General features: G+C 66.6%; 10 protein-coding genes. 1 reads left to right on the top strand and 9 read right to left on the bottom strand.

Features of this window, described 5'->3' with window-relative positions:
* Positions 1–28: 28 nt before the first annotated feature.
* The 4 genes from H0P51_RS04955 to H0P51_RS04940 form a co-directional block, all read right to left on the bottom strand.
* Entirely contained in the window at positions 29–3,979 is a 3,951-nt protein-coding gene (locus H0P51_RS04955) for a DNA-directed RNA polymerase subunit beta' (protein ID WP_180916909.1), read from the bottom strand.
* Between the two features lie 35 nt (positions 3,980–4,014).
* Positions 4,015–7,506: a DNA-directed RNA polymerase subunit beta gene (gene rpoB / locus H0P51_RS04950; protein WP_425488961.1), complete on the bottom strand. Its 3,492-nt coding sequence runs from the start codon at positions 7,504–7,506 to the stop codon at positions 4,015–4,017.
* A gap of 549 nt (positions 7,507–8,055) precedes the next feature.
* Complete coding sequence (locus tag H0P51_RS04945; RefSeq protein WP_180916907.1) at positions 8,056–9,060, bottom strand: ABC transporter ATP-binding protein; 1,005 nt, start codon at positions 9,058–9,060, stop codon at positions 8,056–8,058.
* Between the two features lie 129 nt (positions 9,061–9,189).
* A complete protein-coding gene (locus tag H0P51_RS04940) occupies positions 9,190–10,746 on the bottom strand; it encodes a carotenoid oxygenase family protein (protein WP_180916906.1) in 1,557 nt (518 codons plus the stop codon).
* A 93-nt stretch (positions 10,747–10,839) separates the two neighbouring features.
* Between H0P51_RS04940 and H0P51_RS04935 the strand changes: the two genes are divergently transcribed.
* A complete protein-coding gene (locus tag H0P51_RS04935) occupies positions 10,840–11,520 on the top strand; it encodes a TetR/AcrR family transcriptional regulator (RefSeq protein WP_180916905.1) in 681 nt (226 codons plus the stop codon).
* Between the two features lie 61 nt (positions 11,521–11,581).
* Here the strand turns inward: H0P51_RS04935 and rplL are convergent, their stop codons facing one another.
* The 5 genes from rplL to H0P51_RS04910 all read right to left on the bottom strand — a co-directional run bounded on the left by rplL (position 11,582) and on the right by H0P51_RS04910 (position 18,693).
* Positions 11,582–11,974 carry a 50S ribosomal protein L7/L12 gene (rplL, locus tag H0P51_RS04930; RefSeq protein ID WP_180916904.1) on the bottom strand — a complete coding sequence of 131 codons (393 nt, stop codon included), beginning with the start codon at positions 11,972–11,974 and terminating at the stop codon, positions 11,582–11,584.
* Positions 11,975–12,022: 48 nt separating this feature from the next.
* On the bottom strand, positions 12,023–12,604 hold the full coding sequence (gene rplJ, locus H0P51_RS04925; protein WP_180916903.1) for a 50S ribosomal protein L10: 582 nt from the start codon (positions 12,602–12,604) through the stop codon (positions 12,023–12,025).
* Positions 12,605–12,974: 370 nt separating this feature from the next.
* The gene (locus H0P51_RS04920) at positions 12,975–13,898 is read right to left on the bottom strand and encodes an ROK family protein (RefSeq protein WP_180916902.1); all 924 of its coding nucleotides are present in this window, start codon (positions 13,896–13,898) and stop codon (positions 12,975–12,977) included.
* A gap of 2 nt (positions 13,899–13,900) precedes the next feature.
* The gene (locus H0P51_RS04915; protein ID WP_180916901.1) at positions 13,901–14,518 is read right to left on the bottom strand and encodes a DUF7158 domain-containing protein; all 618 of its coding nucleotides are present in this window, start codon (positions 14,516–14,518) and stop codon (positions 13,901–13,903) included.
* A complete protein-coding gene (locus H0P51_RS04910) occupies positions 14,515–18,693 on the bottom strand; it encodes a glycoside hydrolase family 38 N-terminal domain-containing protein (RefSeq protein ID WP_180916900.1) in 4,179 nt (1,392 codons plus the stop codon). The genes H0P51_RS04915 and H0P51_RS04910 overlap by 4 nt, the downstream gene beginning before the upstream one ends.
* Between the last annotated feature and the right edge of the window lie 38 nt (positions 18,694–18,731).

Below are 18,731 nucleotides of genomic sequence, written 5' to 3'. Positions count from 1 at the left end.
GCGGGTGCTTTACGTCTGCTCGCGCTACCTAGCGGTAGTCGCTGTACCCGTAGTCGTCCAACGGAACCGCGGCACCGGTGGCCTGACCGAAATCCGGGCTGTAGTACTGATCCTCGTAAGACGGGATCGTGTACGCCGCAGCACGGGCCTCCTCGGTCGGCTGCACCTGGATGTTGCGGTAGCGGTTGATACCGGTTCCGGCCGGGATCAACTTTCCGATGATCACGTTCTCCTTCAGACCGTTGAGCTTGTCGCTGCGGCAGTTGATCGCCGCATCCGTCAGCACACGTGTGGTCTCCTGGAACGACGCCGCGGACAGCCACGAGTCGGTGGCGAGACTCGCCTTCGTGATACCCATCAGCACCGGACGGCCGGCCGCGGGCTCGCCGCCCTCGGCGACCACCCGACGGTTTTCCGCCTCGAACTCGGCACGGTCGATCAGCGAGCCGGGCAGGAACTCCGTCGAGCCCGAGTCGATGATGGTGACGCGGCGCAGCATCTGGCGAACGATCACCTCGATGTGCTTGTCGTGGATCGACACACCCTGGGCGCGGTAGACCTCCTGGACCTCGCGGACCAGGTGGATCTGCACCTCACGCGGGCCCTGCACACGCAGCACCTCGTGCGGGTCGGCCGAGCCTTCCATCAACTGCTGACCCACCTCGACGTGGTCACCATCGGACAGCACCCGCTCGGAACCGTCCTCGTGCTTGAACACGCGCAACCGCTGACGCTTGGAGAGCTTGTCGTAGACCACTTCCTCGCCGCCGTCGTCGGGGATGATGGTGATCTTGTAGAAGCGCTCCCCGTCCTCGAGACGAACCCGGCCCGTGACGTCGGCGATGGGCGCCTTGCCGCGCGGGACGCGCGCCTCGAACAGCTCCTGGACACGCGGCAGACCCCCGGTGATGTCCTCACCCACACCACCCTGGTGGAAGGTACGCATGGTCAGCTGCGTGCCGGGCTCACCGATGGACTGTGCCGCGACGATACCGACGGCCTCACCGATGTCGACCAGCTTGCCGGTGGCCATCGAACGTCCGTAGCAGGTGGCGCACACGCCGGTGCCGGTGGTGCAGGTGAGCACCGACCGCACCTTGATCTGCGTGATGCCCGCAGCCAGCAGCGCCTCGATCGACGGGTCGCCCAGGTCTTCGCCGCGGGCGACGACGACGTTGCCCGCCTCGTCGACCGCGTCGGCACCCAAAGTCCGTGCGTACGCTGAGGTTTCGATGTACGGATCACGGATCAGAGTGCCGTCGGGCTGACGCTCGGCCAGCTCGACAATGATGCCCCGCTCGGTCTCGCAGTCGTGTTCGCGCACGATCACGTCCTGGCTGACGTCCACCAGACGACGGGTCAGGTAACCCGAGTCTGCGGTACGCAACGCGGTGTCCGCCAAGCCCTTTCGGGCACCGTGGGTGTTGATGAAGTACTCCAGCACGGTCAGGCCCTCACGGAAGGAGGACTTGACCGGACGCGGGATGAACTCACCCTTGGGGTTGGTCACCAGACCCTTCATGCCGGCCAGCGTCCGGGTCTGGGTGAAGTTACCCGTAGCACCCGAGTCGACGATGGTGATGATGGGGTTATCACTGGGGTAGTGCTCCCGCAGCGCCTGACCCACCTCGTCGGTGGCTTCCTTCCAGATCTCCACCAGTGCCTCGTTGCGCTCGTCGTGGTTCAAAGCGCCGCGCTGGAACTGCTTTTCGACCTTCTCCGCCCGCTCCTCGTAGTGATCGAGGATCTCTTTCTTCCGCGGCGGCACCAGCACGTCGGCCATCGAGACGGTGACGCCGCTGCGAGTTGCCCAGTAGAAACCGGCGTCCTTGAGCTTGTCCACGGTCTGCGCCACCACGATCATCGGGTAACGCTCGGCCAGGTCGTTGATGATCGACGCCTGCACCTTCTTGTGCATCTGCTTGTTCACGAACGGGTAGCCCAGCGGCAGCAGTTCGTTGAACAGCACCCGGCCCAGCGTGGTCTCGGCGACCCAGGCGTCACCCGGCTGCCAGCCGTTGGCGCCGAAGCGCTCGGCCTCGACCTCGGCCGGCGGACGCAGCTGCGTCAACCGCACTTTGATCTTGGCGCGTACCGACAGCACACCGCGGTCGGCGGCCATGATCGCCTCGGCCGGCGAGGAGTACACACCGGACTCCGGGCTGTCGGAGCCGGCTGGCTGGTACTCGCCCTTGTCGCCCTCGACCTCGGTGGTGAGGTAGTACAGCCCGGTCACCATGTCCAGCCGCGGCATGGCCAGGGGGCGGCCGGACGCCGGCGACAGGATGTTGTTGGACGACAGCATCAGGATGCGCGCCTCGGCCTGCGCCTCCGCCGACAGCGGCAGGTGCACGGCCATCTGGTCACCGTCGAAGTCGGCGTTGAACGCCTCACACACCAACGGGTGCAGCTGAATTGCCTTGCCTTCCACCAGCATCGGCTCGAAAGCCTGGATGCCCAGCCGGTGCAGGGTGGGTGCACGGTTAAGCAGCACCGGATGCTCGGCGATGACCTCTTCGAGGACATCCCACACCTGCGGACGCTGGCGCTCCACCATCCGCTTGGCGCTCTTGATGTTCTGCGCGTGGTTGAGGTCGACCAACCGCTTCATAACGAACGGCTTGAACAGCTCGAGTGCCATCAGCTTGGGCAGACCGCACTGGTGCAGCTTGAGCTGCGGACCGACCACGATCACCGAACGGCCCGAGTAGTCCACACGCTTACCGAGCAAGTTCTGCCGGAACCGGCCCTGCTTGCCCTTGAGCAGGTCGCTCAGCGACTTCAGCGGGCGGTTACCCGGCCCGGTGACGGGCCGGCCGCGACGGCCGTTGTCGAACAGCGCGTCGACGGACTCCTGCAGCATCCGCTTCTCGTTGTTGACGATGATCTCGGGCGCACCGAGGTCGATCAGTCGCTTCAACCGGTTATTGCGGTTGATCACGCGGCGGTAAAGGTCGTTGAGGTCCGAGGTGGCGAACCGGCCACCGTCGAGCTGCACCATCGGACGCAGCTCCGGCGGGATGACCGGCACCGCGTCGAGCACCATGCCCATCGGCGAGTTGCCCGACTGCTGGAACGCAGCCACCACCTTGAGGCGCTTGAGGGCGCGAAGCTTCTTCTGCCCCTTGCCGTTTCGGATGACGTCCCGCAGCAGATCGGCCTCGGCGTCGATGTCGAAGTTCTCGATCAGCTTCTGGATCGACTCCGCGCCCATGGCACCGGTGAAGTACTCGCCGTAGCGGTCCTGCAACTCGCGGTAGAGGTTCTCGTCAACGATCAACTGCTTGGGAGCCAGCTTGGTGAACGTGTTCCAGATGTCGTCGAGCCGGTCCAGCTCACGTTGCGCGCGGTCGCGCAGCTGACGCATCTCGCGCTCACCGCCGTCGCGAACCTTGCGCTTGGCGTCGGCCTTAGCGCCTTCGGCCTCCAGCTCGGCCAGGTCGGCCTCGAGCTTCTGCGCGCGGGCTTCCAGGTCAGCGTCACGCTGGTCTTCGACAGCCTTACGCTCCACCACCATCTCGGCTTCGAGCGTGGACAGCTCGTTATGCCGCATCTCGTCGTCGACCGCGGTAATCACGTAGGCGGCGAAGTAGATGATCTTTTCCAGGTCCTTGGGGGCGAGGTCGAGCAGGTAGCCCAACCGCGATGGCACGCCCTTGAAGTACCAGATGTGGGTCACCGGCGCGGCAAGCTCGATGTGACCCATCCGCTCACGCCGCACCTTGGCACGGGTCACCTCGACGCCACAGCGCTCACAGATGATGCCCTTGAAGCGCACGCGCTTGTACTTGCCGCAGTAGCACTCCCAGTCGCGAGTTGGTCCGAAGATCTTCTCGCAGAACAGGCCGTCCTTCTCGGGCTTGAGCGTGCGGTAGTTGATGGTCTCCGGCTTCTTGACCTCACCGTAGGACCACTGACGAATGTCCTCCGCGGTAGCCAGGCCGATCCGGAGTTCATCGAAGAAGTTGACGTCTAGCACGTAACTCCCTTTCCCCTTGCGGGTCTAGAAAACAATTAGGCCAAATCCTCAACCGAGGCAGATTCGTTGCGCGACAAGTTGATTCCCAGGTTAGCGGCAGCCCGCTCCAGGTCCTCGTCCTCGCCCTCGCGCAGCTCAATGGCCGCGCCGTCGGAGGACAGCACCTCGACGTTGAGGCACAGCGACTGCAATTCCTTGAGCAGCACCTTGAACGACTCGGGGATGCCGGGCTCGGGAATGTTCTCGCCCTTGACGATCGCCTCGTAGACCTTGACCCGGCCGACGGTGTCGTCGGACTTGATGGTCAACAGCTCCTGCAGCGTGTACGCGGCACCGTAGGCCTGCATGGCCCAGCACTCCATCTCACCGAACCGCTGGCCACCGAACTGCGCCTTACCACCCAGCGGCTGCTGGGTGATCATCGAGTACGGGCCGGTGGAGCGAGCGTGGATCTTGTCGTCCACCAGGTGGTGCAGCTTCATGATGTACATGTAGCCAACCGTTACCGGGTACGGGAACGGCTCGCCGCTGCGGCCGTCGAAGAGCACCGCCTTGCCGTCCTCGTTGACCAGCACCTCGCCGTCCCGGTTGGGCAGCGTGGCCGACAACAGCCCCTGCAGCTCTTCCTCCTTGGCGCCGTCGAACACTGGCGTGGACACGATCTGGTTCGGCTGGGCGTGGCGCAGATCCTCGGGCAGGTTAGCCGCCCATTCCGGAGTGCCCTCGATGTTCCAACCGGCCTTGGCCACCCACCCGAGGTGGGTCTCCAGGATCTGGCCGATGTTCATCCGTCGCGGCACACCGTGGGTGTTCAGGATGATGTCCACCGGGGTGCCGTCCGGCAGGAACGGCATGTCCTCCACCGGCAAGATCTTGCCGATGACGCCCTTGTTGCCGTGCCGGCCGGCGAGCTTGTCGCCGTCGGAGATCTTGCGCTTCTGGGCCACGTAGACGCGGACCAGCTCGTTGACGCCGGCCGGCAGCTCGTCGTCGTCCTCGCGGGAGAACACCCGGATGCCGATGACCTTGCCGGACTCGCCGTGCGGCACCTTTAGGGAGGTGTCGCGGACCTCGCGAGCCTTCTCACCGAAGATCGCGCGCAGCAGCCGCTCCTCGGGGGTCAGCTCGGTTTCACCCTTGGGGGTGACCTTGCCGACCAGGATGTCGCCGTCGCGAACCTCGGCACCGATGCGCACGATGCCCCGCTCGTCCAGGTCCGCCAGCACCTCGTCGGAGACGTTCGGGATGTCCCGGGTGATCTCCTCGGCGCCCAGTTTGGTGTCGCGGGCGTCGATCTCGTGCTCCTCGATGTGAATCGAGGTCAGCACGTCCTCTTCGACGAGCCGGTTGGACAGGATGATGGCGTCCTCGTAGTTGTGACCCTCCCACGGCATAACCGCCACCAGCAGGTTCTTGCCCAGAGCCATCTCACCGTTGTCGGTGCAGGGCCCGTCGGCGATCACCTGTCCGGCCTCCACGCGATCGCCGGCATCGACGATCGGCGACTGGTTGGCGCAGGTGCCGTGGTTGGAGCGCGCGAACTTGCGCATCCGGTAGGTACGCCGGGTGCCCTCGTCGTGCATCACGGTGATGTAGTCGGCCGAGACCTCCTCGATAACGCCCGCCTTCTCGGCGACTACGACGTCGCCGGCGTCGATCGCCGCGCGCAACTCCATACCGGTGCCCACCAGCGGCGCCTCGCTACGCACCAGCGGAACCGCCTGACGCTGCATGTTGGCACCCATCAGGGCACGGTTAGCGTCGTCGTGCTCGAGGAACGGAATCATTGCGGTGGCCACCGACACCATCTGGCGCGGCGACACGTCCATGTAGTCCACCTCGGACGACGGGACGTACTCGACCTCGCCCGCCTTGCGGCGGACCAGGACGCGCGGCTCGACGAACCGGCCCTTCTCATCGATCGGCGAGTTGGCCTGAGCCACGACGTGGCGGTCCTCCTCGTCGGCCGTCAGATAGTGAATCTCATCCGAAACGACCCCGTCCACAACCTTCCGGTACGGCGTCTCGATGAACCCGAACGGGTTGACCCGCGCGTACACCGACAGCGACCCGATCAGGCCGATGTTCGGACCTTCCGGGGTCTCGATCGGGCACATCCGGCCGTAGTGTGACGGGTGCACGTCACGCACTTCCAGACCCGCGCGCTCACGGGACAGACCACCCGGCCCCAAAGCGGACAGACGCCTCTTATGCGTCAAACCGGAAAGCGGGTTGTTCTGATCCATGAACTGCGAGAGCTGGCTAGTGCCGAAGAACTCCTTGATCGCGGCGACGACCGGCCGGATGTTGATCAGGGTCTGTGGCGTGATCGCCTCGACGTCCTGAGTGGTCATCCGCTCGCGCACGACGCGCTCCATCCGGGACATGCCGACCCGGATCTGGTTCTGGATCAGCTCGCCTACGGTGCGCAACCGGCGGTTGCCGAAGTGGTCGATGTCGTCGGTCTCCACCGGCACCTCGACGCCGCCCGGAACGGTCATCGTGTGTTGACCCTCGTGCAGGCGGACCAGGTACTCGATGGTCGCGACGACGTCTTCCTCGGTCAGCGTGGAGCTGGTGATCGGCTCACCGGCGTGCAGGCCGAGCTTCTTGTTGACCTTGTACCGGCCCACCCGGGCCAGGTCGTAGCGCTTCTCCTTGAAGAACAGGTTCTCCAGCAGGGTCTGCGCGGATTCCTTGGTCGGCGGTTCGCCTGGACGCAGCTTGCGGTAGATGTCCAGCAGCGCCTCGTCGGTGCCGGCGGTGTTGTCCTTCTCCAGGGTCCCCATCATGATCTCGGAGAAGCCGAACCGCTCGTGGATCTGCTCGTTGGACCAGCCGAGGGCCTTGAGCAGCACGGTGACGGGCTGACGGCGCTTGCGGTCGATGCGCACACCGACGGTGTCGCGCTTGTCGACGTCGAACTCCAGCCAGGCGCCCCGGCTCGGGATCACCTTGACGCTGTGCAGCATCTTTTCGGTGGACTTGTCGATGGTCTCGTCGAAGTACACACCGGGCGAGCGCACCAGCTGGCTCACCACGACACGCTCGGTGCCGTTGATGATGAAGGTGCCCTTCTCGGTCATCATCGGGAAGTCACCCATGAAGACCGTCTGGCTCTTGATCTCGCCGGTGTTGTTGTTGATGAACTCGGCGGTGACGAACAGCGGAGCCGCGTACGTCATGTCCTTGTCTTTGCACTCGTCCACCGGCGCCTTGACTTCGTCGAAACGCGGGTCGGAGAACGACAGGGACATAGAGCCCGAGAAGTCCTCGATCGGCGAGAGCTCGTGGAGAACCTCCTCGAGCCCGCCCATCTGGTTGACTTCGCCGCGCTCGGCGGCGGAGTCACGCCAACGCTGCGAGCCGATCAGCCACTCGAACGAGTCGGTCTGAACGTCGAGTAGCCCGGGGACCTCTAGGGGTTCGCGCAACTTGGCGAAAGACACCCGGTTCGGAGCTCCGGGTACGGAACTGTTCGAAGAACTTTGTGGACTACCTGTGTTGCTCTGGCGGAAATCAGCCAAGATGCGTCCTTCCAGCACCTCGTGCGACGTACGGGAAGTCCCGAAGCCATTGAGCGAGCCGGCGCGAGCCGGTGCCTGCTGAGCTGTTCGCCGCAGATATTTTGTCGGTTCGGCTGGCGAACGAACTGTCCGGATCTCACGCACGCAACCAAATAGCTGAGCCGCAAACAGGGGCTCAGGCTAAGACCACGGTGTCTTTAGCGGCGAAGTGGCGATTGTGAGGTGGGCAGGAGGTAGCCAGCGCAACGTCCAACAATAGCGCAGGACGGCGCATTCCTCAAACACCCAGCACAATCAGGCGTGCACGGGAAACGGCGCTGGCTGGCACCTCTAGCTTCACACGCACACATGCTGCCCAACAGATTGACCCGTTTAGGCCTTTCCGTCAAGAGGTGGGCACGGCAAGTTGTGGGAAATTCCGGGTGTGACGTGGCTGAACAGGTAGCCGCGGGCACGTCGAGACGCGCCGGAACCCGGTCGAATCTCGCAGAGCCGAAGTCGCGTTTCGCAGGGAGCGGTCGGCCGCCATGACCGGCAACCGGCAACCGATCAGTAGTCGTGCGTCTGGAACTTGTGGGTGCCCTCGAGGTCGTCGAGGATCGCCTGCTGGGCCTTCTGCGGCAGCGTATGCAGCATCGCGCGCACCCGGGCCTGGCGGCGAGCCACGCCCTTGCGCTCCGGCATGCCCGGGGACGCTTCGATCTGCGGCGGCACGCCCTCGATGTCTTCCACACCACCGGCGTGCTGGCCGGCTTCGAGCGCGGCCTGCTCCTCGGCCATGGTGGCCTCGTCCTTCTCCTCCGACATACCGATCGGCCCGATGCGGCGGCCGTTCAGGAACTGGCGGACCACCGGCTCGTCGCTGGTCAGCAGCACCTCACGGGGCCCGAACATGACCAGGTGCTTGCGGAACAACATGCCCATGTTGTCCGGGACGGTGCGGGCGATGTTGATGTTGTGCGTCACGATCAGGATGGTCGCGTCGATCTGGGCGTTGATGTCCATGATCAGCTGGCTCAGGTACGCGGTACGAACCGGGTCCAGACCGGAGTCGGGCTCGTCGCAGAGGATGATTTGCGGGTCCAGCACGAGCGCCCGGGCCAAGCCGGCACGCTTGCGCATACCGCCGGAGATCTCGCCGGGGAACTTCTTCTCGTCGCCGCCGAGGCCCACCATTTCCAGCTTCTCCATAACAATGTTACGGATCTCGCCTTCCTTCTTCTTGGTGTGCTCGCGCAACGGGAACGCGGTGTTGTCGTACAGGTTCATCGAGCCGAACAGGGCGCCGTCCTGGAACAGCACGCCGAACAGCGTGCGAATCTCGTAGAGCTCCTTGGCCGAGCACTCGATGATGTCGGTGCCGTCGATGATGATGGAGCCACGTTCCGGACGCAGCAGACCGATGAGGGACTTGAGGAACACCGACTTGCCGGTACCCGACGGGCCCAGCAACACACTGACCTCTCCGGCGGGGATCGTGAGCGTGACGTCTTCCCAGATCCTCGAGGATCCGAACGACTTGGTAAGTCCGTTGACCTCGATCGCGACACCCATGGGAAACCCTTCCGTCGAACGCGCGTATAAGCCACCAGCCCCGTGTGGCTTGAGTCACTGTAGCGCACGCCTACCGCGCGACATCAGGGTTGGGAGGTAACAATCCTCGGGGGCTTGCGACCGGGACGATTAGGCGGACTGAACATCGTTGCCGGCCCAATTGCCGTGAAAACCCATCGGCACCCGCTGCGGCAGGTGGACGGTAGCCATCGTCTCGAGGGTCTGTGCGTCCAGAACCAGCAACACGCCCTCGTCTCGGCCCCGATGCGTGCCCATCCCGATCAGGACGCCGTCGTCCTCAGCCAGGCCGGCGTTGCCGGGAGCGGGGGCCGGGTTGGGCACGAACGACATCTCACCGATTAATAGGTCAGGATCGAGCGGCGCAGTCGCGCTTGATCCGGTCGTGAAGTCGTGCTTGTACAGCGTGGTGGACATGTCTTTGGCCCCCGCCGACAGATAGCCGCCGTCGAAACCGAGGGTGTAGCCGAACCGGTGCCGCCTACCCAGCAGGGTCTCGTTGATGCGGGGAAACTCCTGCGGCCGATCGTCTCGGCGTTCGGACGTCACCGCACCCGTAGTTAGGTTGATGGTCCAGCGGTCGAGAGTGGGCCGATTGTCACCCGGACCGCGCCGGTCGCGGTCGAACATCTGCGCATAGCGCACCACATCGAGAACCAAGACCTCGGCCCCCTGGGAATCGGCGCCCTTCTCGGTGTACGCGTTGAGCGGGTGAAAGACGTAGCAAGGTTCCACGTCGAACCACCGGACTGACCCGAATCGGGCGTTGCCATTGCCGGTTTCTCGAGGCATGACGCCGATGCGTGCCGGGTAGTTCGGGTTCCAGCGGTACGGCATCCGATGCATGGGCTGGCGGTTGCGATTGATCATCGAGGTGATGGGACTGGGGATCCGGACGCGCCCCAATATCGACTGCAGAACAAGCCGGGCCGGCGCGCTCAGCGCACGCGGCACGTTCACCGGTACCACCTGCACGGGATCGAACGTCACGGGGAGGTCGTAGATCACCACATAGTCGTCGGTGAGCGAGAAGTCGTGCATCATCGGCGACCCGCTCACTTCGATGTCGACCGTGCGACGGGCCCGGCCCTGGTTGTCGATCACTGAGTACTGCACTGTCCGCCCACGAGTGAACGAGTAGGACATGGCGTGCAGTTCGCCGGTCGCCGGATCGCGGTGGGGATGAGCGGTATAGCCACCGAACAGGGTGCCGTCGAAGTCGCAGGGCGCCACGGTGTCGAGTTCATCGGTGAGCTGGTAATTGGCGCCGCCACCCTCCACCAGCGCCAGAGTGCGTCCGGCGTGACTGAGGGCGTTGGTGTTGGGACCTACGGACAGCAGGCCGACCCGCGGGTCCAGCCCCATCGGTTGGGGCTCCCCTAATGCTGCGCACACGGGCGGCGTGCGCACCCAGCGGTTGCGGTACCAAACTGCCTGCCCATCCTGCAGCGCCACACCGTGCACCATGGCGTCGCCGCTGAACCAGTGGTAGATGGCCGGGTCGACGTCGGCGACGGGATTGGGCCCGTTACGCAGATAACGCCCGTTCAGGTGCGCCGGGATCTGCCCGGTGACCTTCAGATCGGTCGCGGTGATCTCGGTGCGCACCGGCTCGAGGAAGCCCTCGAGGTAGGGGTTTCCAAGTTCGACGGTTTGCACAGATGTCATCCTGAGCTCCTATAACATTGTTATTTCAGTGTTATAGGCACGGTACGCCCGCAGCGAGGGGATGGCAACGGTTCATCGGAGATGATTAGCTCAATGACTTCTTTCCAGACTCAGCGCAATGTCCGCGACGACCTGCTGCACGCCGCCGTGGGACTGCTGAACGACCATGGGCCCGACGCCCTGCAGACCCGCAAGGTAGCCAGCGCCGCGGGAACCTCAACGATGGCCGTGTACACGCATTTCGGCGGAATGCGGGAGCTGATCGCGGCAGTAGCCCAGGAGGGATTGCGGCAGTTCGACGCCGCACTCACGTTGCCGGGGACCGACGACCCGGTGGCGGACCTGCTGGCCGTCGGGGGCGCGTATCGGCGCTATGCCATCGAAAAACCGCACATGTACCGGCTGATGTTCGGCAGCACCAGCGCGCACGGCATCAGGGCGCCCGCGGGCAACATCCTGACGTTGACACTCGCCGAGATCGAGCAGCATGAACCGAGCTTCGCGCACGTCGTCCGCGCCGTGCACCGGTCAATGCACGCCGGCCGGATCACCAAGTGCCCGGTGGATGACGACGCCGCGGTAGTGGCGACAGCAGCTCAGTTCTGGGCACTGATCCACGGATTCGTGATGCTCGAGCTGGCCGGATTCTACGGCGATGACGGCTCCGCCCTGATGCCCGTACTGGCGGCGATGACCGCGAACCTACTTGTCGCTCTGGGCGATTCCCCCGAGCAGGTGGGTCGCTCGCAGTTGGCGGCGATCCCCACGAGCTGACACCTACGCACGCCGAGAGCCCCCGGGCCAACGGCGCCGGGGGCTCTCGCGTGGTTCTGAACTACTTGACGGTGACGGTGGCGCCTGCGGCCTCGAGCTTGGCCTTGGCCTCGTCGGCGGCCTCCTTGGCGACCTTCTCCAGCAGCGGCTTGGGGGCGCCGTCGACCAGATCCTTGGCCTCCTTGAGGCCCAGGCCGGAGACAATCTCGCGGACCACCTTGATGACGCCGATCTTCTTGTCACCGGCAGCCTCGAGGATCACGTCGAATTCGCTCTGCTCCTCGGCGGCCTCCACGGCAGCGCCACCACCGCCGCCGCCAGCGGCGGCAACAGCGACCGGGGCGGCCGCGGTGACCTCAAAGGTCTCCTCGAACTTCTTGACGAAGTCCGAGAGCTCCAACAGGGTCATTTCCTTGAATGCGTCGAGCAGGTCGTCGCTGGACAGCTTGGCCATGGTGTGGGTCCTTCCTGATATTTCCGGGTTTGTCGGGGTTTGCGGGTGTTATTCGGCTTCGGCAGCTGCCTCGGCTGGTGCCTCTGCGGCCGGCGCGGCGGCAGCCGCGGGAGCCTCGGAGTCCTTCTTTTCCTGCAGAGCAGCCAGCAGTCGGGCCATCTGCGACGCGGGCGCATTGAAAAGCCCCGCGGCCTTGGCGAGGTTGCCCTTCATGGCGCCGGCCAGCTTGGCCAGCAGCACCTCGCGGGATTCCAGGTCAGCGATGCGCTCGACCTCGGCGACGCTGAGCGCGTGGCCGTCCATGTAGCCGCCCTTGATGACGAGCGCCTTGTGCTCCTTGGCGAAGGTCTTGAGCGCCTTGGCAGCGTCGACCGGCTCACCGGTGACGAACGCGATCGCCGTCGGGCCGGCGAAGAGCTCGTCGAGCCCCTCTATCCCGGCCTCGGAGGCGGCCCGTTTGATCAAGGTGTTTTTGGCCACGGCGTAGGTGGCCGATTCCCCCAGGGAGCGGCGCAGCTCGGCCAGATTGGCGACGGTCAAGCCGCGGTATTCGGTGATGACGGTCGCGCTCGAAGCCTTGAAGTGCTCGGCGATGTCTGCAACGGCGGTGGCCTTGTCAGCCCTGGCCATGCCTGCCTCCTGTGGTCGATGTACCGATATGCGTGGTCTCTGCGCCACCGAGAAACGACATACGCCCCGGCGCAGGATGCGGCCGGGGCGTTGGATTACGCCGACGCGTGCGCCGACGGTGCTGCCTCGTCCTCCTGCGTGGGCCGCCGAGATTTCTCTCGGACCTTCAACCGATTGCTCGGTGACCGACGGTCTTCGGTGGATCGGCAACCACCATAGCGTGACGCCCTGGGATCAGCCAAAACGCCTCGGCCCACACCAGCCATCCCGCCGAACGTGCCATCTCGCCGAGCGTGAACGATACGACGCCGGAACGGCGTGTCCCGTCGCGCATTCCACAGTCGCCGGCCGTGGTGCCGCGAGGAGACGGCTAGAGGCCCGCCAGCCGGGCCGCACCGATCAGACCGGCCGCACCTCCCAATTCGGCAGGCACCACGCGCAGTGCGGACAGGAAACGCAGCCCTGCGTACTCGGACAACGCGGCCCGCAGCGGAGCGAACAACACATCACCGGATTTCGCAACTCCCCCGCCGATCACCACCAGGTCGAGGTCGCATACCGCCGCCACCGAGGCGATCATTGCCGCCAACGCACGCGTGCCTCGCCGAAACGCCTGTTGCGCCAACGGGTCACCGTTCGCCGCCGCGTTGGCCAACTCCTTGGCCCCGGCCTCGGCCGGCGCCGTCCACCCGTTCTCCCGTGCCCAGCGCACCATCGACGGACCCGAAGCCGCAGTCTCCACGCAACCCCGCCCACCGCAAGCGCAGGCGCGACCGTCCGGATCCACGACCACATGGCCGACGTGGCCCGCATTCCCGGTGCGCCCGTCGTAGGGAACCCCATCCAGCACCAAACCGCCGCCGACGCCGGTAGACACCACCATGCCCAACATGAAGCCGGCACCGCGCCCGGCGCCGAGCCAGTGCTCCCCGACCGCCATGCACACGCCGTCGCCGCCGAGCCGGACCGGCACACCCGGCAGCATGGCGGCCACCTTGTCCCGCAATGGGTACCCGCGCCAGGCACGAATGTTGATCGGGCTGACGGTGCCGCCGGCCAGATCGATGGGCCCGGCCGACGCGATGCCCACCCCCGCGATCGCCCCCCCGGCGGCCTGCACCGCGTCGGCGATCAACGCCGCGAGAGCCTGCCAAACCTGTTCGGCGTCACCGCCTTGCGGGGTCGGGCACTTGGCGCTGTACACCAGCAGAGCCGCGGAATCGGCGCGGGCCGCGGGGTCGGCCAGTGCTGCGGCGAGCTTGGTGCCGCCGATGTCGAGACAGAGGGTCAGCATGCTCAGTGCCGGTGGGTGTTGTCGGGCTGGCGGGGGTCCCCGGGATGCTCGTATCCGGGAGCCAGACGCACCAGTGCCTCCCGACGGGCGTCCAGCCAGTCCCGGAACGCGCGCCGACGAGCCGCACCCAGCAGATGTTCGGCGACCGCGGACCGCACCTGCTCCAGCGGTGGGCCGACCAGAGCGGGAGTCCGCCAGCCATGGTCACCCGCGATTGCGGTCGCGAAGCGCAGCGGATTGCGGGCGTGGTAGTCCGCGATCTCGTCATCGCTTATTTCGACACCGGCGGTGACTGTGGCGAACAGGGCACGCGCGGCCGGCCGGGCCAGTGCGGCCGCGGTGACGCTGCCGATCTCCAGCCGGGCGGTCACGCCGGGCAGCACTTCGGATTCAGTCGGGGCATTGTCCGCGCGAAGGCCACGCGCGGCCACCTCCACATCGACCACCCGCTCGGTCACGATCAGTTGGGTCAGCCAGCGTCGCAGCTGCCGCCCTTCGCTGGTGCCGGGGTGCGGCAGTGCGGCCGCGCGGGGCCCGTTGCGCAACCGCGCCTCGCGCTCGTCGACCTCTGCGACCGCGACCACCGCGCCCCCGACGGTCGCTACGGGATCCTCGCTCACTGCGCTCCTCCTGCCGTCACCGTCACCGTCGCAGCCGGCGAATACACGAGGCGACCCGCGCAGCCGACGCGGACCAGTGCCCACCACCGCCCGGGCGCCACCCAACCCGGCGGTGCCACGCCGAAGGAGAGTTCGGCGGTGCCGCCAGCCGGAAGAGTCGCGCCCAGCGCGGCCGGACCGATCCACTCCCACGTCCCCCATGGGCTGATCAGGTGCGCCTCCAAAGCAAGGTCCGCACCGGCGCGGCTGCCGATCGTCACGGTCAGGCTCGTCTGCTGGCCGGCGGCCAGTTCGACCTCCGCGGGGCTATCGATCAGATAGACCAGCCCGGTGTCCTCGGTCCCCACCGCCACCACGGCGACGTCCTCGACCAGCTGGTGCCACGCCGCCGGGGTATCGGCGTCGGTGACGCGCAACTGAGCCCGGATGGGATACAGCCCGGCGGCAACACCAGCCGGGACGGTCGCCACGACCTCGGTCTCGTGGTGCTCGCCGGCGCCCAGCGTGAACGGCAGCTCGGCGGGGCTGATCAGCCAGCCGGCGGGACCGAGCAGTTCGACCGTGCCGCCCAGGGTGGCGTCGGTGCAGTCGCTGGTCGCGCTCAGCCGCAGGACCACTCGGTCGCCGGCGCCGGCACTCAGCTGTGGCGGATGCAGGTGGGCCACGACCGGCAACCCGCCCAGCGGCGCGGGACCGCGATTGTGCAGCCAGTACCGTGCGTAGAGCGGCTGGGCCGGCTCGGCGTGCGGGGCCAATTGCGTCGGCTCGGCGAGCACCGGCGGGATATCGAGCCGCGCCAGAATTGTCGCAATCTGGTAGCCGTGCAGGTCGATGGTTCGCTTGCGCCCCTGCGGCCGCTCCAGCAGATCCGCCTGGCGCAGCGTGCGCAGGGAGCCGAGGTCCGAGCCGATCACGACCCGTGTTGCCGTCCCCGCCGACTCCACCAATCGCAGCGCCACGTCGTCGGGTGCGACCGGGTCGGTGCGGCCGGCGGTCAGCGGATTGCCGGCCGCCTTGAGGGCACCCAGGTGCACGGTGTCGGGCTCGACCCGCAGCAACGAACCGACCGGCGGGAGCGCTTCGCGCTGCACGCGCGGAGTCACCGCGAACAGCGGGTTGGAGAACTGGGCGCTGCGGGCCGGCACCCCGGCCCGGCGCCAGTCCCCGCTGCCGCACACCAGCGCATAGTCGAAATCGTGTGTCCAGTGCTGCAGCTGGAAGTTGGAGCCGTCGGGTGCGGTACGGCGCGGCTCATCGATCCAGGTGCCCGACGGCCAGCCTGTGCAGGACCGCATCAGCGCGGTGTGCAGGGTTCCTTCGGTGTCGACGGCGAAGCTCGGCACGCCGCGGTTGAGCACCGCGATGGTGTAGTCGTCGAACGGTTGGAGTACAGGCGGTGCTTGCTGGTCGACCACGATCTCCGCGTCGGAGAGGTCGCGAACCACCGCGGCGATCGCGGCGGCCAGGGCCGTGTCGTCGCGGCCGGCGACGACAAGCACCGGGAGCGCGCGCGGCGCCCGCAGGTCGGCGTCGGGAACCCAGACGTCCGACAGCTCCGCGGTCGCAGGCACCCACACGCGGGCCTTGCCGGTGTCGGTCAGCTGCCGATCAAGTTCGGCGGCGTAGACCGGGTCCGCCTCGGCGAGCACCGCGGCGGTAAAGGCGTTCTGGTCGGGGCCGCCCAGCGCGATCCGCGCGTCGGGCAAGTTGGAGTCGACATCGAGATGGCCGTAGCGCGGCCGGTCCGCGCCGCTGCAGGTGGCTGTCACGCCGCTACGGACCAGAGCAACCATCAGATCGCGAGCCATGGGACTGGACGCTGCCGCCTGCGACGGGACAATCACCTCGGCGACCGATACCGCCCGCATCGCGTCACCGACGCGGACTCGCATCGCCGAGGACAACCCGAACCATCCGTAGGCCGGGTTGTCCAGCGTCCACAGGTGTTCAGCGGTGTCCACAGCACGATCCCCGTCATGCAGCAGCGCGAATCCGCGCCCGACGACGGCGTCCCCGACCTCGCTGACCGGCGTAGCGCCCGGCACCGGACACGGCCAGCGCAGCCGCAGCAGCTGGTCCGCACCGGTGAACTCGTGGATGGTGGTGCGGCAGTCCAGTCGGTCGATGCCATGCCACAACGTCAGCGTCTGGGTGTAACGCAACACCATGCCGATACGGCCCTGCACGACCAGCCGTTGGCCGAGCGGACCGCGGTAGGCCTTTACGGCGGCGGGCGATTCCGACGAACCGACCACCGGCCCCTTGGACAGCAGGTGCCACGGCCCTTCGCCCTGGCTCGGATGCGAGGAGTACTCCTCGTAGACGGCGAGTTCATTGCCGACCCGGCCGGCGGCGATCAACTCGCGACCCTGATGGACCAGCGACTCCACGGCTCCGCCGCGCTGCGGGTCGACGCTGAGCCGGTAGTGCTCGTTGCCGATCCGCACACCGGCGACCGGCTCCCAGCCGCTCGCGGCCGCCGTGGGGGCCAGCCGGTACACCCGCCAGCCCAGCGACGGCACGTCGCGGGCAAGCCAGCTCACCGAGTGGCCGTGGTCGTCGACCTGAGTGGGATGCTCGATGCCGTCGGTATCCAGCAGCCGTACCCCGGCTGCCAGCGGCGCGTCCAATCGGATGGTGACGACGTCGCTGCGCCGCTGCGTCAGCGGATTCCAGACCACCACCGAGTCGGGATCGCCCGCCACTACCGACGACAGCAACTGCAGCGAGTTGTCTCGCGCGGTGCGGCCCAATTCCCAGGCGTCGCGCCAGCCGGTCAGCAGATCGAGGTATACCTGGTCGGACTCCGACCCGGTGATCGCGTCGTGGTGCGCTCCGTAGGCCAACTGCACCCACGCTTTGGCGAACGCCGCTTGCGGGTACTCGGCCCCAGTCAACACCCCGGCGAAGACGGCGAAGCGCTCGGCGTCCAGTACCGCGTTCTCCGCGGCCCGGTTGGCTTGCTTGGTGTCGATGTACGAAACGTCCTTGCCGGTGTAGATCGGGTTCATGTCCCGGGTCTGCGGCGACGCCACCGCCCCCCGTTCGGTCAGTTCGGCGCGCACCGCCGCGAAGAACTCCCGTGGCAGCCCGCAGACGAACCGCGGCCAGGTGTAGCGGTCGGCCCAGTCGCGGTGGATCTCGGTGACCCATTTGTTCGGTGGGGTGTAGTCGGTGCCGACCGGCAACAACACATTGCGAGTCAGCGCAACCCTCTTGAGCTGGGCGAACAGCGCATAAGTGGCTTCTTTAGCCTCGGCAAGGGTGGTCGAGGAATCCATCCACCAGCCGGCCGAATAATGCGCCGGCATGTAGTGAGTGAGCAGGCCGCGCCCGGAGGGCGAGATCCACTCGAACTCGCTGGAGAACTGCATGCGATCGACGTCCCCGCCCTGAGCCGGACCCCATTGGTGGTGCGGCCCGCGCGCCCACGAACTCGAGGTCAGCCCGGCGTCCGCCGCCATCCCCGGGAACTGCGGGTCGTGGCCGAATACGTCGAGCTGCCACGCGGTAGCCGGATCGGCACCCAGTACGTCCCGCTGAAAACCGATGCCGTGCACCAAGTTCCGAATGGTCGTTTCCGGGCTGGTCAGATTGGTGTTGGGCTCGTTGTAAGTGCCGCCCATCACCTCGACGCGGCCTTCGGCCAGGAAGCGACGCAAGTCGGCGCGGTCCTCCGGGCGGGTGTCCCAGTACGGCTTGAGGTAGTCGACCTCGGCAAGCACGAACTTGTACTCGGGTTCGCGGCGCGCCATCTCCAGATGCGCATGGACCAGCTCGAAACCGTTGGTCTGGCGGCACTGTCCCGGCGGGTCCTCGGTCCATTCGCTGGTGTAGGCGCCCTGGGTGTTCCACCAGACCGGGTCGTAGTGGAAGTGGCTGACCATGAACATGGTCCAGCCGGGCTCGGCGATAACGAACTCGAGGGACAGCTCCACCGCAGCGGCCCGAACCGTGGCGACACGACGCTGACCGATCACCGCATGTTCGACATCGATCGGAACCTCGACCAGTTCCTGGCCCGCCGCGACCACCACATTGCCGTGCAGGCCGTCGCCGTCGATCCGCAGCGGTGTCGGTGCGGCGCACCCGGCAACGATCACCCGCGCCAACTGCAGCGGTCGCGCCGGCGGGCCCACGAACAGCTCGGTCGATCCCGCCGAAATCAGCTGCATGTCAGCACCTTACGACCCTGCATCCGCCCGTTGAAGAC

The sequence above is a fragment of the Mycobacterium vicinigordonae genome, from assembly GCF_013466425.1.
In the GTDB taxonomy this organism is placed as follows: Bacteria; Actinomycetota; Actinomycetes; order Mycobacteriales; family Mycobacteriaceae; genus Mycobacterium; species Mycobacterium vicinigordonae.
This window is presented reverse-complemented; position numbering and strand designations above follow the sequence as displayed.

What these genes read in the sequence shown, in the direction of transcription:
- rplL (WP_180916904.1), bottom strand. Translation starts at nt 11,974, where the DNA reads ATGGCCAAGCTGTCCAGCGACGACCTGCTCGACGCATTCAAGGAAATG.
- H0P51_RS04910 (WP_180916900.1), bottom strand. Translation starts at nt 18,693, where the DNA reads ATGCAGCTGATTTCGGCGGGATCGACCGAGCTGTTCGTGGGCCCGCCG.
- H0P51_RS04920 (WP_180916902.1), bottom strand. Translation starts at nt 13,898, where the DNA reads ATGCTGACCCTCTGTCTCGACATCGGCGGCACCAAGCTCGCCGCAGCA.
- H0P51_RS04945 (WP_180916907.1), bottom strand. Translation starts at nt 9,060, where the DNA reads ATGGGTGTCGCGATCGAGGTCAACGGACTTACCAAGTCGTTCGGATCC.
- rplJ (WP_180916903.1), bottom strand. Translation starts at nt 12,604, where the DNA reads ATGGCCAGGGCTGACAAGGCCACCGCCGTTGCAGACATCGCCGAGCAC.
- H0P51_RS04935 (WP_180916905.1), top strand. Translation starts at nt 10,840, where the DNA reads ATGACTTCTTTCCAGACTCAGCGCAATGTCCGCGACGACCTGCTGCAC.
- H0P51_RS04940 (WP_180916906.1), bottom strand. Translation starts at nt 10,746, where the DNA reads ATGACATCTGTGCAAACCGTCGAACTTGGAAACCCCTACCTCGAGGGC.